Origin of the sequence: Arthrobacter sp. zg.Y820 (genome assembly GCF_030125555.1) — a bacterium.
Lineage (GTDB): Bacteria > Actinomycetota > Actinomycetes > Actinomycetales > Micrococcaceae > Arthrobacter_B.
On sequence record NZ_JASKLX010000008.1, the window covers coordinates 155,736 to 170,364 of the forward strand.

Annotated in this window: 15 protein-coding genes, 1 pseudogene and 1 riboswitch; of the genes and pseudogenes, 5 read left to right on the top strand and 11 right to left on the bottom strand. The window is 65.2% G+C overall.

From position 1 onward, the window contains the following. Nucleotides 1–115: 115 nt before the first annotated feature. A riboswitch (SAM riboswitch) is annotated at nucleotides 116–233 on the bottom strand. A 190-nt stretch (nucleotides 234–423) separates the two neighbouring features. From QNN99_RS08265 to QNN99_RS08275, 3 genes are read right to left on the bottom strand one after another with little or no spacing between them, the layout of a single operon-like run. After that, complete coding sequence (locus tag QNN99_RS08265) at nucleotides 424–1,125, bottom strand: potassium channel family protein (protein ID WP_229965989.1); 702 nt, start codon at nucleotides 1,123–1,125, stop codon at nucleotides 424–426. Next, entirely contained in the window at nucleotides 1,118–2,476 is a 1,359-nt protein-coding gene (locus QNN99_RS08270) for a TrkH family potassium uptake protein (RefSeq protein ID WP_229965990.1), read from the bottom strand. Before QNN99_RS08270 ends, QNN99_RS08265 begins: the two co-directional genes overlap by 8 nt. Before the next feature lie 50 nt (nucleotides 2,477–2,526). Further along, a complete protein-coding gene (locus QNN99_RS08275) occupies nucleotides 2,527–4,119 on the bottom strand; it encodes an ABC-F family ATP-binding cassette domain-containing protein (RefSeq protein ID WP_229965991.1) in 1,593 nt (530 codons plus the stop codon). Between the two features lie 227 nt (nucleotides 4,120–4,346). Between QNN99_RS08275 and QNN99_RS08280 the strand changes: the two genes are divergently transcribed. Both QNN99_RS08280 and QNN99_RS08285 read left to right on the top strand, forming a co-directional pair. Continuing rightward, nucleotides 4,347–5,168 carry an SMP-30/gluconolactonase/LRE family protein gene (locus QNN99_RS08280; RefSeq protein WP_229965992.1) on the top strand — a complete coding sequence of 274 codons (822 nt, stop codon included), beginning with the start codon at nucleotides 4,347–4,349 and terminating at the stop codon, nucleotides 5,166–5,168. A 112-nt stretch (nucleotides 5,169–5,280) separates the two neighbouring features. Next, nucleotides 5,281–5,868 carry a TetR-type transcription factor C-terminal domain-containing protein gene (locus QNN99_RS08285; protein ID WP_229965993.1) on the top strand — a complete coding sequence of 196 codons (588 nt, stop codon included), beginning with the start codon at nucleotides 5,281–5,283 and terminating at the stop codon, nucleotides 5,866–5,868. A 400-nt stretch (nucleotides 5,869–6,268) separates the two neighbouring features. On the opposite strand, the pseudogene QNN99_RS08290 reads toward QNN99_RS08285, so the two are convergent. From QNN99_RS08290 to mftR, 8 genes and pseudogenes are all read right to left on the bottom strand, one after another. Further along, nucleotides 6,269–6,592 (bottom strand): annotated as a pseudogene (locus QNN99_RS08290) (nucleotidyltransferase family protein); the annotation flags it as partial. Nucleotides 6,593–6,705: 113 nt separating this feature from the next. Next, on the bottom strand, nucleotides 6,706–7,152 hold the full coding sequence (locus QNN99_RS08295; protein WP_229965994.1) for a hypothetical protein: 447 nt from the start codon (nucleotides 7,150–7,152) through the stop codon (nucleotides 6,706–6,708). Between the two features lie 57 nt (nucleotides 7,153–7,209). Then, nucleotides 7,210–8,436, bottom strand: coding sequence for an acyl-CoA dehydrogenase family protein (locus QNN99_RS08300; protein ID WP_229965995.1), 1,227 nt, complete (start codon nucleotides 8,434–8,436; stop codon nucleotides 7,210–7,212). Between the two features lie 145 nt (nucleotides 8,437–8,581). Further along, nucleotides 8,582–9,820, bottom strand: a complete 1,239-nt coding sequence (locus QNN99_RS08305) for a cobalamin-independent methionine synthase II family protein (protein WP_231712726.1) — start codon at nucleotides 9,818–9,820, stop codon at nucleotides 8,582–8,584. A gap of 419 nt (nucleotides 9,821–10,239) precedes the next feature. Continuing rightward, entirely contained in the window at nucleotides 10,240–10,572 is a 333-nt protein-coding gene (locus QNN99_RS08310) for a histone-like nucleoid-structuring protein Lsr2 (protein WP_229965996.1), read from the bottom strand. A 174-nt stretch (nucleotides 10,573–10,746) separates the two neighbouring features. Continuing rightward, nucleotides 10,747–11,370 (bottom strand): chloride channel protein, encoded by a 624-nt coding sequence (locus QNN99_RS08315; protein ID WP_284015821.1) that lies wholly within the window; start codon nucleotides 11,368–11,370, stop codon nucleotides 10,747–10,749. Continuing rightward, complete coding sequence (locus QNN99_RS08320; protein WP_284015818.1) at nucleotides 11,253–12,083, bottom strand: chloride channel protein; 831 nt, start codon at nucleotides 12,081–12,083, stop codon at nucleotides 11,253–11,255. Before QNN99_RS08320 ends, QNN99_RS08315 begins: the two co-directional genes overlap by 118 nt. A 92-nt stretch (nucleotides 12,084–12,175) precedes the next feature. Next, nucleotides 12,176–12,781, bottom strand: a complete 606-nt coding sequence (gene mftR, locus QNN99_RS08325; RefSeq protein WP_229965997.1) for a mycofactocin system transcriptional regulator MftR — start codon at nucleotides 12,779–12,781, stop codon at nucleotides 12,176–12,178. A gap of 95 nt (nucleotides 12,782–12,876) precedes the next feature. On the opposite strand from mftR, the gene mftA reads away from it, so the two are divergent. The 3 genes from mftA to mftC are packed head-to-tail and all read left to right on the top strand — an operon-like array spanning nucleotide 12,877 to nucleotide 14,571. Next, nucleotides 12,877–12,999, top strand: a complete 123-nt coding sequence (mftA, locus tag QNN99_RS08330) for a mycofactocin precursor MftA (RefSeq protein WP_229965998.1) — start codon at nucleotides 12,877–12,879, stop codon at nucleotides 12,997–12,999. A gap of 13 nt (nucleotides 13,000–13,012) precedes the next feature. Then, the gene (gene mftB / locus QNN99_RS08335; RefSeq protein WP_229965999.1) at nucleotides 13,013–13,288 is read left to right on the top strand and encodes a mycofactocin biosynthesis chaperone MftB; all 276 of its coding nucleotides are present in this window, start codon (nucleotides 13,013–13,015) and stop codon (nucleotides 13,286–13,288) included. Next, nucleotides 13,285–14,571, top strand: a complete 1,287-nt coding sequence (gene mftC, locus QNN99_RS08340) for a mycofactocin radical SAM maturase (protein WP_229966000.1) — start codon at nucleotides 13,285–13,287, stop codon at nucleotides 14,569–14,571. Before mftB ends, mftC begins: the two co-directional genes overlap by 4 nt. Nucleotides 14,572–14,629: the final 58 nt, after the last annotated feature.

Below are 14,629 nucleotides of genomic sequence, written 5' to 3' on the forward strand. Positions count from 1 at the left end.
GCGGGGAGGCCGAGGCCTGGCGCGGGAAAGGGTCTAGCCGGTGGGGCGGGGACATCGATTCATCGGGGCTGCCTCTGCGATCATGGCGCCGCGGGGTGCCGCCGGAGCAGCACGGACGCCGTACTTGCCGGGCCGGGCGTCTGCCCGCCGGCCGAATCATCACCTGGAGCACCCCGCTACGACGAGAGGGTTGCTGCCCAGCCGGCCAGGGCCGATGGCTGGAACTCTTGATTGCTGACTACATGCTAGAGGACGCCGGCTACCGGCGGGCAGATGACGTTATCCGGGGTAAGCGACGGTCACAGGTCGCTAATTCGGTCATATTTCGGTCCAAACCGTCACACTCCACCGAACGCGTCATCCGTCGTCAACCGGCGCTCGCGGGCGTGCTCGGAAGGGCGGGCATGCCCGGTTAGGCGGCCGTCAGGCTGGCTGGCTGAAGGCGTCGGTCCGCTCCGGCGGCCCGGCGATCAGTATCCGGTCCAGGATGGTCAGCACCATGCCGGCGCCGGCGAATTCCCAAGGGCCGGACGCGCTCCGGCGGGCAATAATCGAGACGCCGTACATCTCCTGAACCCGCCCGGGATCGAGGGGAACGCCGACGACGGCGCCGTGCGGCACCGTTTCGGCGACGGCGAAGTCTTCGCCCACCCTGATGTACTCCAGCAGGCTGGCGCGGACCAGATGAGCGACCCGCCGGCCCATGTCCTGCTCCGGGTAAACCACGTGGTGGACGCCGATCTGGTCCAGGATCAGTCCGTGCTGCTCGCTGGCGGCCGCGGCCCACACTTGGGCCACCCCGGAGCGGACCAACTGCGAGGCGGTGAGCACGCTGGCCGCGATGTCGCTGGTGATGCCCAGCACCACACGGTTGAATTCGGACACCGACAGCTGATCGAGCACTTCAGTGTCAGTGCAGTCCGCCGTCACGACCAAAGTGAGGCGGCCGTCGAGCCGCTGGACCACTTCTCCATTGCTGTCCACGCCCAAAACCTCGGTGCCCTCGGCCATCAGCTCCAGGGCGACGGACTCCCCGAAGCGGCCCAGCCCGAGCACGGCGACTGCGTCTGCGTCGGCGCGGGCGTGTCCCGGATCCCGCGCACCAAGAAAGCTGAACCTAGCCAATGATGGGCCTTTCGATCGGAAGTTCGTAGTGCAGCGGCCGGTCGCGCAGTGCCAGCGCCGAGGCAAAGAGGAGTGGGCCGAGCCGGCCGGCGAACATCAGGACGATCAGGATCAGCTGGCCCGCCGCCGGAAGGTGCGCGGTGATGCCGGTGGACAGGCCAACCGTGGCGAACGCCGAAACTGCTTCAAACAGGACCGATTCCAGGGGAAACCCGGTCAGGACCAGCAGTATGCCGGTGGCGGTGCCCACGAGAAGGACCGAGAGCACCAGCACGGCGATGGCCTGGCGGTAGACCGCCGGGGAGAGCGATTTGCCGAGGACGTTCACCTGCCGCCGGCCCCTGACCTCCGCGGCGAGAATGAAGAACAGCACGGCAGCAGTCGTGATCTTGACCCCGCCGCCCGTGCCGGCGGGTCCGGCGCCGATGAACATCAGCGCGTCCATGACCAGCAGGGTGGCGCCGTCCAGGGCGGCGATGTCCACGCTGTAGAACCCCGAGGTGCGTGTCTGCACGGACTGGAAGAACCCGGTCAGGAGCTTGGAGGGCCAGTCCAGCGGACCCAGCGTGCGCGGGTTGTCCCACTCCAGCGCCGTGATGAAGACAGTTCCGGCAAGCAGGAGCACGGCGCTGCCGGCCAGCACCAGCCGGGTGTTCATTGACCAGCGCCGCGGGATGCGCAGGTCCCGGCGCAGCTGGACCAGTACCGGAAATCCGAGGCCGCCAAGGATGACCGCCGCGCAGATGGGCAGGCTCACCGCCGGATCGGTGGCGTACTGCACCAGGCTGTCGGAGAACAGGGCAAAGCCGGCATTGTTGAAGGCCGACACCGCATGGAAGGCCCCCAGCCACAGGGCCTCCCCCGGACTTCGGCCGTAAGACAGCCAAAAACGGGCCGCCAGCATCAGACCCACGATCCCTTCCACCAGGAGGGTAATCTTCGCGACGCCCGCAATGACCGACGGCACATGGGACAGGTCCGGCTTGTTGCCTTCGAGGGCGAATGTGACCTTGCTGCGCAGGGACAGCCTGTGCATGACGGTGAGCGCCACAACCGATGCGAAGCTCATCACCCCGAATCCGCCGAGCTGGATCAGCGCCAGCATCACGGCCTGCCCGAAACCCGTCCAGTAGACCGGAGTTTCCACCACCCCCAGGCCGGTGACGCAGAGCGAGGACGTGGAGGTGAAAAAGGCCACCATGATCGGGGCTCCGCCGGATTCGGTGCTGGCAGCCGGCAGGGTGAGCAGACCCGTTCCCGCCAGGTCGGCGGCCAGGAACCCCAGAAACACGGAGCGCGCCGGCCGGAGGGGTTTCCTGCGGCGCGGCAGCAGGCGTGCACGGTTTCCCACGTCCCGACGGTACGCCGGGCCGCTGCAGCGCCGCCAGCGGGCCCCGCGGTTTAGGCGACGCGGAGGTCGATCTCCCCCGGCGCGGCGCCGTCGGCTCCGAACACGAGGTGCCGGTTGGCGATCTTGTCGGTAAAGAACCGGTCGTGGCTGACCACCACCACGGCACCGGGGAAGTGCAGCAGTGCCCGCTCCATGACCTGGGTGCTGGAGAGGTCCAGGTGGTTGGTGGGCTCATCGAGCAGCAGCACCGACGCGCCGGAGAGCAAGCACTGGGCCATCGCCACGCGGGCCTTCTGCCCGCCGGACAGGTTGCCGATCTTCTGCTTCAGGTCCGCCTCGGAGAACTGGAACATGGTCAGGAACCGGTTGACCGATTTCTTCGTGGCGGTCAGGGCCAGGCTGTCCGGCATGGCGTTCACCGCGTGGGTGACGGTGTCGGCGTCGTCGAGCTCGGCAAGCACCTGGTTGTAGGAAACCATCCGGGCGCCGTTCGCCCAGGCGACCTTGCCGGCGTCGGCCTTTTCCTCGCCCGTAAGAACGCGCAGCAGGGTGGTCTTGCCGCTGCCGTTCGAGCCCAGGACCACGAGCCGGTCGCCGCGCCGAATCTCGAAGCTCAGCCCGGAAAACAGGGTCTTGTCGCCGTAGGACTTTTCCAGGGACTCCACCCGGCACAGGTTGTCCTTCACATGCAGGCCGCCGTAAATCTCGGTGATGATCTGGTCCACCGGGCGAGGCGCGCGGGCCTTCTTGATCTTGGCGAGCTTGCCGTCCAGGGCACCGCTGCCGGCCTTGGCGGCCTCGCGCCGGTCCGAAATACCTTCGGCTTCGAAGGCGAGCAGCTCCGACTCATGCACAAACTGGGACGCCAGCGCCTTGAGCCGGAACTGCTTCTGGATCACGTACTCACCGAAGTTGCCGGGGTACTCGTGCAGGTGGTAGTTCTCCACCTCAATGATGCGGGTCACCACCGCGTCCAGGAACTTCCGGTCGTGGGAGACGACGACGGCGGCCCCGCGGAAGTCGCGGAACCAGCTTTCCAGCCACTCAACGCCGGCCACGTCCAGGTAGTTGGTGGGCTCATCAAGCAGCAGCACGTCCGGGGCCTCGAGCAGGATCTTGGCCAGGGCCGCACGGTTGCGCCAGCCGCCGGAGAGGGCGTCGATGGGGCAGACACGGTGCGCCTCACTGAAGCCGAGAGTGGTCAGCGCGGCGTCGATCCGGCGCGGGTAGTCCCAGCCGTCCAGCCGGTCCATGGTCTCGAACAGCTCGGCCTGCCGGTTGATCAGCTTGTCCAGCACCTTGGGTTCCGGGTCCGCGGCGATCGTCTCATCGATGGCCGCCAGTTCCGCCTGCGTGGCTTTGATCTCGACGAACAGTGCGTCGAGCACCTCAGTGATGGTCGACTCGCCGTTCAGCTCGGAGAACTGGGAGAAGTAGCCGATCTTCAGGCCCTGGTCCAGGGTGACCGTGCCGGAATCCGGAACAATCTGCTCGAGGATCAGCTTCAGCAGCGTGGACTTGCCCGAACCGTTCTTGCCGATCAACCCCACCCGGTCCTTTGGTTCCAGACGGAAGAAGGCCTCACGCAGGATCTGCGTCTTGTCGAAGCCAACATTAACGTCCTGCAGCCGGATCAGGCTCATATGGGGTGTCCTCTCGGGGATGGAAGCTGGCACACGGTACCGGGCGGTCGAAGGACCGTCCGGTGTTTGTTCTCCCGTTGACCAAGCCACTCATCTTATCCGCTGCGCCGTGCCGGCCGGTCCGGGCGAAATCGCCTCCGGCCTGCCCTGTTCCCGGCACGGCCGCCGCTGCATACTGGAAAGCCGCACGAACAGTTCACCGTTACGCTCACAAACGAGGTGCAGATATGACGGAAGTGACGACGCTGGCGTCCGGGCTCGGCATGGGGGAATCGGCCCGGTGGCATGGAAACGAACTGTGGTTCGCCGACTGGACCGCCGGCACCATCTCAGCTCTCGACGGCGACGGCCATGTCCGGCGGGTGACTGCCGTTCCGTCGTTTCCCATCAGCTTTGACTGGCTGCCGGACGGACGCATGGCAGTGGTCTCCGGCAGCGATGCAACGGTCCTGCTGGAGGTGCACAACGCGGGACTCGTGCCGCTGGCGGATCTGCGCGGCATCTCCGAATATCCGTGGAATGAAATAGCCGTGCACCCCTCGGGCAACATTTACGTCAACGGCATTGGCTATGACTACACCGGCGAGGCGCAGGACAACGGGATCATCGCCGTCATCCGGCCGGACGGCTCGGTGGAACAGGTTGCCGCCGGACTGGCGTTCCCCAACGGCATGCTGGTGTCGGAAGACGGCGGCACGCTTGTGGTGGCCGAATCCAACGCGGGGCGCCTTGCGTCCTTCCGGATCGGGGAGGACGGCTCGCTCGTCCCGGACGGAGTGTGGGCCGGAGTGCAGGGCAGCGCACCGGACGGGATCTGCTGGGACGGCACCGGCGGAATCTGGTTTGCCGAGGTGCCCGGGGAACGCTGCGTCCGGGTCCGGCAGGGCGGTGCGGTGCTGCAGACGGTCCAGCTGGAGCAGGGCTGCTTCTCCTGCGCCGCCGGCGGCACCGACGGCGGTCTCCTGTTCATGCTGACGGCACAGTGGCCCGAGGTCATGGATCCCGCAGCCGAACACACCGGCCGGGTCATGGGACTGCGCGTGAAATAGGGTGAGCGCCGCGGTTTGGGGCAGCCTTCAACGGGCCGATGGCAGCTGTACTCTGGTTGCTGATCGCTTAGTTTGCGACGGCGCGTTTCCCGGGCCCGAATGGAGCATGGCTATGACCGACACCGCCCAGCGCTTGCTGGATTCCGCAACAGATGCGTTTGCGGCCAAAGGCTTCCACGGCACGACGACGCGGGACATCGCCTCCGGTGCCGGGGTGACCTCCGGAGCGGTCTACGTCCATCACAAGTCCAAGGAAGACCTGCTCTACTGCATCTCCAAAGTCGGCCACGAACGGACGCTCGAACTGGTACGTTCCAGCACGAACTCCGACCAGGGACCGGCGGAACAGATGAGTGGCCTGGTCCGGAGCCTGGTGGAGTGGCAGGCCGCCAACCACACCAAGTCCCGGGTGGTGAATTTCGAACTGCCGGCGCTCAGCGAGGAGCATTTGGCTGACGTTCTGCGGATGCGCCACCAGGTGGAGGACGAATTTCGCCGGATTGTCGATGACGGCCTCGCTCAGGGCGTCTTCAACGTGCCCGATGCCAACATGGCGGTGGTCACGCTGCTCTCCCTGTGCATCGACGTCGCACGCTGGTACCGCAGCAGCGGCCGGCTCAGCGCGGCGGAAATCGGCGAGCACCACAGCGCCATGGCCCTGCGCCTGCTGGGCGCGGCCGGCACCCCGAGCGGCGACTAACCGTGGAATCCAGCGGCTGAGGCCGTTGCAGCTGGCGGGCCTGCGCCGGTCAGACCCCCCGGTCTGTGAATGTTTTTGGGAGCTGCTGAGGTGTGGTTCGTAACCTCGGTGATTCGCGCTGACATTTTGGGCAGCATATCCGGAAAAGTTTATATGAATGGATAGCAATGGATACGTAAAATCCCGTCAGGGTTGCTTCTCGTCATATGGCGGAGGCGAGGCGGAAGCAGTCGTATTCAAGGACCGGCTGCAGCAAGACAAGGCAGGATCAAAGCGGAGCCGGCGGAATGTGGCTGAGCTAGCGGCCACTGAACCTTTGCCCCTTTGGCCAGCCCCGCACTGGTTTCCCGTTCCCCGCTCCCCCGGACCTCCGCTTCCCAGAACGTCCGCTCCCCCTCCGTCAGTGCCGAGGCGCCTCGGGCCAGGGAACAACCTCCAGCGCAGGCCATTCGGCCGCCCAGCGGCGGGTCTTGTCCTCATACACCCTGCGGGGCGACAGGACCGGATTGGGAACGATCCGGCGGTCAAACAGGTCACGGTAACCGCGCGGGGCATAGCTCCTCAGCCCGCCGTCGTCGTCAGTGGTTGGCGTGAAGGGAACGGCCGGCACACCGAAATGCTCCCCGTACCAGAGGTGCACCCGGGCTTCGTTGCGGATCTCCACGCGCACACCCAGATCGGCGAAGAGCGCGTGAGCACTGTGGATAACGCCATCTTCGGCAGCATAGGAGGTATCCGGATGCTATCCCCAGCTGCGGCGCGCGCTCCAGAATGCTCGCATTCACCGGATTGCGCAGCACGGCGCTGAGGAAGCGCCGCTCATCGCCATGCCCGCGGTCAGGCTCCCGCAGAGGAAATCCGCAGTCCAAGGTTGTCCAGCCCGGAGCGGATCATCGCGCCGTAGCCGTCGTCGGAGAGATGGCTGGACCGCACCATTCCGGCCCGCTGATGCTCGCGGGCCAACCCGCCCTGGCCGCGCCGCAGGTAGCCATCACCGAGATTCAGGTGCAGCGACGGCAGCATGCCTTGCACCGACGGAATTCCCACGGGTTTGAGGTCCCCGTTGTCCAGGAAGCCGTGTTCGTGCAGTGCCGTTTCGTCCCAGCCGACCTCGGCGTCCAACTCGTCCTGGACATCCGCGAGGTAATGCGCCAGCACGCACCGCTGGGCATGGTCTTCCGGAGAAACACTCTCCCAGCACAACACCAGCAGCCGCCGCCCTTCAGGTTTATCTCCCGACAGAGCCGCTGCCACAGCCGCCAGCACGTCATCCCAATCTGCCAAACCCGTCCCCCTGTTTCCGCTTCCCCTGGCGCCCGGCATGCCTCTCCGGGCGCCAGGCTAGGCGAACGCGGAGAAGCCGGTAATGTGCCGCCCGAGGATCAGCGACTGCATCGAATCAGTGCCCTCGTAGTTGAAGACTACCTCCATGTCGGTCAGGTGCCGGGCAACATGGTTCTCCAGCAGCAGGCCGTTGCCGCCCATGATGTCGCGGGCCTCTGAACAGATCCAGCGACCCTGCCGGGCGGCGAACATCTTCGCCATCGACGCCATGGGACTGGTCATGACGCCCTGGTCCGCGAGTTCGTTGAGGCGGAAGCAGGTCAGCTTGATGGCGGTAAGCTGGGCCAGCATGTTGGCCAGCTTGTTCTGCACCAGCTGGAACCTGCCGATCTCCTTTCCGAACTGCACCCGGGTCTTCGCGTAAGCGACGGCAATCTCGTAGGCCGCAACGGCATGCCCCAGGGCCTCCCACGCCACTCCCCCGCGGGTTGCGGCCAGGACCTTGTTGACGTCTTTGAAGGAGTTGCAGTTCTCCAGCCGGTTCTCGGCCGGAATCCTAAGGTCCTCAATGACGATGTTGGGCTGCAGGACGGCGCGCTTGCCGATCTTGCCGGTGATGACCTCGGCGTTGTAGCCGGCCGGATGATTGCCGTCGTCGTCCTTTTCCATCACGAATGCCTTCACCGCGTCGTCGGCTTCATCGCGGGCGAAAATAACGACGACGTCGGCAAAGCTCGCGTTGCCGATCCACCGCTTGCCCCCGTTCAGGACATAGGTGTCCCCCTCGCGGCGGGCGGACGTTTCGAGCGAGACCGAATCGGACCCGTGCTCCGGCTCGGTCAGGGCGAAGGCGCCGATTTTCTCGAACCGGGCCATGGCCGGCAGCCAGCGCTGTTTCTGCTCCTCGCTGCCCAGCATGTCGATGCTGCCCATCGCCAGGCCGGAGTGCACTCCAAAAAAGGTGTTGATCGAACCGTCGCCGCGGGCCAGTTCCGCCGCCGCCACGGAGGCCGCCATCCGGCTCAGTCCCGGGCAGCCGTACCCCTTGATGGTTCCGCCGGCAATGTTCAGGGCCGCAAGCTTGGGAACCAGCTCAAACGGAACTTCCGCCCGTTCCCAGTACCCGTTGATGACCGGCAGCAGGTCGGTATCCACAAACGCCCGAACCCTGGCCTGCACGTCCTTTGTTTCGTCGTCGAGCAGGTTGTCCAGCAGGTACAGGTCGCTGTCGACGTCCTGCACTGCCGTCGGATCAAAACCGGAACGGATGGTCTCTGTGGTCATGACGGCTCCCTGCGTAGGTAACTGATCGCTTAGTGACCCGAGTATGGGCGCGCCCAAGAGCGTCCGTCAATAGTGTCCGAAGACTTCAAACTGCCACTGCAGCGCCGCCCGTCAGGGTGCGGCATCCGTCAGTGTGCGGCATTCGTTAGTGTGCGGCGGCCGCTCCGTGAAAAAGTCGGTTCGTGGCAATTTCAGCGCCACGCCCCAGCGACTCCAGCTTGGCAACTGCGATGTCCGGATGCAGGCGGCCGCCAAGCCCGCAGTCGGTGCCCGCGATGACGTTTTCCCGGCCCACCAGGGAGGCGAAGCGCTCAATCCGCTGGGCCACCAGTTCGGGATGCTCCACCACGTTGGTCGCATGGGAGACCACGCCCGGAACCAGGACCTTGCCGTCGGGAAGCTGCCGATCCTGCCAGATGGTCCATTCGTGCTCGTGGCGCACGTTGCCGGCCTCGAAGGAATAGGAGCCGGCGTTGATGCCCAGCACCAGATCCACGATGTGCTCGAACCCAATGTCGGTGGTGTGCGGACCGTGCCAGGAACCCCAGCAGACATGGAAGCGCACCTGCTCTTCCGGCAACCCCCGCAGGGCATGGTTCAGTGCATCCACCCGGATCCGGGTAAACCGCTGGTAGTCCTCGACGCTGGGCTCGGGATTAATCTGGTCCCAGTTTTCGGCGACGGATGGGTCATCGATCTGCACAATCAGCCCCGCGTCCACGATGGCTTTGTATTCCTCGCGGAGGACGTCGGCCCAGGCATAAATGAATTCCTCTTCGCTCCGGTAGTACTCATTGCCGATTCGGCTGGCCGAACCCGGCGACAACGAGGTGATAAAACCGGTGGGAAGATCCGCGGCCGCGAGGCCGGCCTTGAGGTTTGCTATGTCGCTGTTCAGGGCGTCGCGGCCGATGTAGCTGATGGGACCGGTGGCTGTGGGAAAGGCCGTGGCGTTCCGGCCGAGCTGAATCCCGCTTTCCGGATCCGAATAGGCAGCGGCAAATTGGGTCCAGTCCCGCCGGTCGGCAAAAGAGGTCAGCCGAATGTCGCCGGGTCCACTTCGAATGGGCTCTGCAGTGATGGGATTGAAATCTGTGAGTTCCAGACCTGAAGTCCGTTGGAAACTGTATGTCCACCAGGCCCCGTAGTCGACGGCATTGGACATCGCTTTGCCGTATTCGCCGTCGCCCGGGATGGTAATGCCGAGGTTCTTCTGGCGCTGAACCAGGTCGACGACGGCGGTGGTCAACAGTGCGTCAAACTCTGGGGTGCGTTCGAGCGTGAAACCGTCTTCGGCGAAGGTGCGGGCCGCATTGGCGGTTATCAGTTCCGCGGTGCGGGGCAGCGAACCGGCGTGGCTGGTGGAAATGCGGTCAAGCGTCATGGGAATTCCTTCCATCGGTCCTGCCATTAGCACCGTTCCGGAGGGAATGTTTCCGGGGGAAGCTGCAGCGTCGCGGAGGCAGGTCTCTCAGCTGCTCTGGATGGTGTGGATCAGGCGCTCATCCACTGGCAACGCGGGTGCGTCCCCTCTCCGGCCGGTCGCCGGGTGCCGCGCGGAGGGGCTGAAACCAGCATGCCGCCGTCGGCTCTAAAACTCCAGCAGCGCGTTACATGACGCAGGAGCGGCGAAATGAGACGGATTGCTGCGCCGCGTGAACCGGCGCAGGGCTGAACCCACCACCGGTCCCCCGTGACACCGCCTCCAGGCGGGCACCCCCTCCTGAAACGTCCATGCCCGGCCGAGACTGGAACGAGCGCTGGCAAGGACATCTCTGCCCGCCCGGAAACGCATCCGGGAACTCACTTATTCGCGGAGCTGTAAGCCTCTCGAATTTCCTGGCTGATCCGGCCGCGGGCGCTTGGCGTATAGCCGTTGGCAATCGCCCATTCACGGATCTTTCGGCTGTCGTCACTGCGCGGTGCGCTTTCACGTCGTGCAGTGCGGCCGGCTGCTGCACCGCGCAGCCGCCGTCCGCTGGAAAGATACGGACTTAGCTTCTCGCGAAGTTCGGCCGCATGCTCGGTTGTCAGGTCGATTTCATATTGAGCGCCGTCCAAGGCGAACTTCACAGTTTCCTGCGCATCTTCGCCGTTGAGGTCGTCAATCAGGAGAACTTGTTTTTTCTGAGCCACGTGGTCTTGTCCCTATTTCTATAATTCTGGACCACCCCTTCGGACAAGTTTATCCGAACTGCCCTTGCGCAATAGCGGGCAGCCCGATTTTCGCTTTGAGTTGTAGGGATTTTTTCGCAACGGCGGGTAAGGGGCTTGTCCACGGGACTGCCGCCAATACTTTGGATGATTGCGTTATAACGGGGCCGCCGCCGATGTCCCCAGTTCCCCGCACCGCGCAAAGGAGACTTTAGGCACCAACGCGGCTTCCGCCGTCGTCGGCCGCCAGCATGTGCGGGCATTGGTGACCACAAGCCAGGCCGGCAGCACCGCCAGGCGCAGAACGGCCGTCACGTCCACGTCGCCGGTGATGACGACGGCGATAAACAGGGCCATCCAGCCGTCGCGGGCGACAGCGATGACTACTCCGAGCACAGCCGCGGACACCGCGAGGCTGACGGGCAATGACGGAACCAGGGCCGAGGCGGCCAGCCCCACCGCCACACCGACAAACACTGCCGGGAAGATCCGGCCGCCGCGGAAGCCCGCCGCTGCCGCGATCACCAGGGCCGCGAGTTTCACGGCCGCCAGGAGCACCAAGGTCCAGGCTGAATCATCGCCGCGGTGTGCCAGCAGCTCGGCCGATTCCTCGGCGCCTTTGAACAGTGTGCTCGGGCCGCCGATCACACCCAAGACGCCCATCAGCGCGCCGCCGAGCATCGTGTAGAGCACCGGATTCCGGAGCCGGCGGAAGCCACGGTGCACCCTGGTAAACGCGGCGACGCCAACCAGGGCGAAGGCTGCGGCCAGCGGGGCAATGACAAAGCCCGCCAGCACGTCCCATCCGTTGGGGCTGCCATTGGCGGCAGTGTGATGTGCAGCAGGGTGCCGCCCAGCAGGGTCATGGTGACGGCCCCGGTGCCGGCGGAAGCAAGCGGCAGGAAAAGTTTGTCGAACAGGGCTCCGCCGCCGCCCATCGCGCCGGCCATCCCGGTGAAGAGCAGCGCCGCAGCCACCGGTGTGCCGAACAGTGCGCCCACGGTTCCGGCGACCGTCAGCCCCAGGATGAGCCGGGGCGGAACACACCGAAACAGGCGTCCGACCAGCACCGTCAGGATTGCAGCATTGATGGCGATGATCGGGTTTTCCGAGCCCAGGCTGACGCCGCCTGCCAGCCCCAGAACCGCCGCGGCCGCCAGGCTGGGCACCACGCTGATCGGCAGGGCCGATTCGGCCAGTTCCGACTCCGCGGAATCCGGGCCGGCGTGTCCGGGCACGAACCGCGCAATGAGGCCAACGCCGAGTCCGGTGAGGGTCAGGGTGCCGAAAATCCACCAGCCGCCCTGCGGATCGGCACCGACGGCGGCGGGCAGGTTGTCCCACAGCAGGTGCTGCAGCAACAGGCTGAGTTCATCAAGGGCAAAGAGCACCAGTGCCGACACCACACCGATCAGGATCGCCGGAACGGCGAGCGGAACCAGGGTCCGGACACGGTTGTGCTCGAGCGTACCGTCGTTTACGGGTTCGGACATGGCGTCTCTTCCCTTAAACCAGCGGCGGCCGGCTGCGGAGCGCGTGTCCTGTTCGGGGTACTGGCCGGCAAGGGGAAGGACCAGAGACCCGGCTAGGGTCGGTCCCCAACGCCATCTACAAGTTTGAGGGATTCCCGAAGCAGCTGCGTCAGGTCCGAGGCATCGGAGCGAAGCCACTGTTCGTATGCCGCCAGGCACAGCCCCAGCAGCCCCCACGCGATAGCCTGCGGTTTCAGGCTATCTTCCGGTACGTCCAGCCGCTGGGCCACGTGCTCTGCGACCACCTGGCGCCAGGCCGCGTAGCGCAGGGTGGAGTGTGCCAGCAGCGTCGGCACATGCAGCAGCAGTTCCATCCGCTGCCGGTGAAATGGGGCTTCCTCCGGTGGAAAACGGTTGAACTCAATAACGGCACTGCACAATCCGGCAATCAGTGGCTGCTCCGCCGGCAGCGACCGCAGATACTCAGCCATCCGCTCCAGCAGCGCCTCGAAATCTCCCCAGGGAAGATCATTCTTGGACGCGAAATAGCGGAAAAACGTGCGGCGGCCAATGCCGGCGGCGGCAGCGATGTCATCAACGGTGACCCGGTCGAATCCACGGTGATTGAACAGGGCAAGCGCCACATGGCTGAGCTCCTCCTTTGTCGTCACCGGCTTGCGGCCGGATCGGATCGGCTCCGCAGCAGCTGAAATGTCCAAGAAATTACCTCTTCCCAATGGCACTGGGTGCCGTTACTGTTCTGCGCACACAGAGTATCGCCATCGACGCCGGTTTCTGACGCAAGGAGCACAAAATGATCTCGAACACCGCTGCCACTGAAAAATCCGCATCCGACTCGGCTGCCCAGGATCCGGAATTCTCCGAGGACCTGTTGGTGGAGGAAGTCTCCATCGACGGCATGTGCGGCGTGTACTAGGGGCACGCCGCACATGCAGACGTTTGACCTCAACAGCGCCTGGCAGCTTCATCCCCAGGTTTCCGTCCGCCCTGAACCCTTCGGTGCCCTCCTTTATCATTTCGGAACCCGACGGCTCTCCTTCCTAAAGGACCGGACGCTGCTGGCCCTGGTGCGGCAGCTTGCCGAGGAACCCACGGCCCGCTCGGCCTGTGCCGCAGTTGGCGTCGGCAACGGCGATCTAACCCGGTACCAGCAGGCACTCTGCACCCTGGCCACTTCCGCAATGCTCATTGAGAGGCAGCCATGACCCTGCTCCCGGATGCGCCGCCCCGGCCCACTACCCTCGTTGACCTGTTTGAGACCGGCCTGGACGCCCCGATTTGCCTGACCTGGGAGCTGACCTATGCCTGCAATCTCTCCTGCGTACACTGCCTGTCCAGCTCAGGCCGCCGCGATCCCCGCGAGCTGAGCACCGCGGAGTGCAAGGGGATCATCGACGAGCTTCAGCGCATGCAAGTCTTTTATGTGAACATTGGCGGCGGTGAGCCAACGGTGCGCCCCGATTTCTGGGAGCTTGTGGACTACGCCACAGCTCACCAGGTTGGGGTGAAATTCTCCACCAACGGTGTGAAGGTTACCCCGGAGGTTGCCGCGCGGCTGGCAGGCAGCGACTACGTGGACGTACAGATTTCCCTGGACGGAGCCACCGCCGAAGTCAATGACCACGTGCGCGGGCCAGGATCCTACGACACGGCTCTGCGGGCCATGCAAAACATGGCGGATGCCGGATTTACCGGCTTCAAAATTTCCGTGGTCTGCACCCGACAGAACATTCCGCAGTTGGACGAATTCAAGGCCATCGCCGACAGGTACAACGCCCAACTGCGCCTGACTCGTCTGCGACCCTCCGGCCGCGGCGCCGATGTGTGGGATGAGCTGCATCCCACGGCGGAGCAGCAGCGTGAACTCTACGACTGGCTCGTGGCCCACGGCGAGGACGTGCTGACCGGCGACTCCTTCTTCCACTTGTCCGCCTACGGCGGTGCGCTGCCGGGACTAAACATGTGCGGCGCCGGGCGGGTGGTTTGCTTGATTGATCCGGTCGGTGACGTCTACGCCTGTCCGTTCGCCATCCACGACCAGTTCCTGGCCGGCAACGTCCGCGCGCCGGGAGGCTTTACTGAAGTCTGGCGGCACTCTGAGCTCTTCACCGAGTTGCGCAGCCCGCAGACCGGCGGCGCGTGTGCCTCGTGTTCCTTCTATGATTCCTGCCGCGGCGGCTGCATGGCGGCCAAATTCTTCACCGGCCTGCCGCTGGACGGTCCCGATCCGGAATGTGTCCGCGGACTGGGCGCCGAAGCACTGGAGGCCCGGACGGCGGAAACCGCGCCGCGCTCCGGCGTCGACCATTCCCACCGGACCTCCCCTCCCCGGCCACGCACCGGCCCGGTTCCGGTCACCATTTCCCGGCGCCGGGTGGAGCAGCCTCCGGTGAGTGCCTGCGCCGAAAATCCGCTCGCCGGATTCGTCCCGGGGCCGGCGGATCCGGCAGGAAACGGCGGCTGCGGCGACAAGTGCGGCTGCGGCTGATTCCACGCACGCAAGAAACACGCGCATTAACACCACGGAGCACCGACGAAGAAAAGAG

Bases quoted from the DNA above. Each gene is read 5' to 3' on its own strand.
- QNN99_RS08275 (WP_229965991.1), bottom strand. From the start codon at position 4,119: ATGAGCCTGATCCGGCTGCAGGACGTTAATGTTGGCTTCGACAAGACG.
- mftA (WP_229965998.1), top strand. From the start codon at position 12,877: ATGATCTCGAACACCGCTGCCACTGAAAAATCCGCATCCGACTCGGCT.
- mftB (WP_229965999.1), top strand. From the start codon at position 13,013: ATGCAGACGTTTGACCTCAACAGCGCCTGGCAGCTTCATCCCCAGGTT.
- QNN99_RS08300 (WP_229965995.1), bottom strand. From the start codon at position 8,436: ATGACCACAGAGACCATCCGTTCCGGTTTTGATCCGACGGCAGTGCAG.
- QNN99_RS08305 (WP_231712726.1), bottom strand. From the start codon at position 9,820: ATGACGCTTGACCGCATTTCCACCAGCCACGCCGGTTCGCTGCCCCGC.
- QNN99_RS08280 (WP_229965992.1), top strand. From the start codon at position 4,347: ATGACGGAAGTGACGACGCTGGCGTCCGGGCTCGGCATGGGGGAATCG.
- mftC (WP_229966000.1), top strand. From the start codon at position 13,285: ATGACCCTGCTCCCGGATGCGCCGCCCCGGCCCACTACCCTCGTTGAC.
- QNN99_RS08285 (WP_229965993.1), top strand. From the start codon at position 5,281: ATGACCGACACCGCCCAGCGCTTGCTGGATTCCGCAACAGATGCGTTT.
- QNN99_RS08320 (WP_284015818.1), bottom strand. From the start codon at position 12,083: ATGTCCGAACCCGTAAACGACGGTACGCTCGAGCACAACCGTGTCCGG.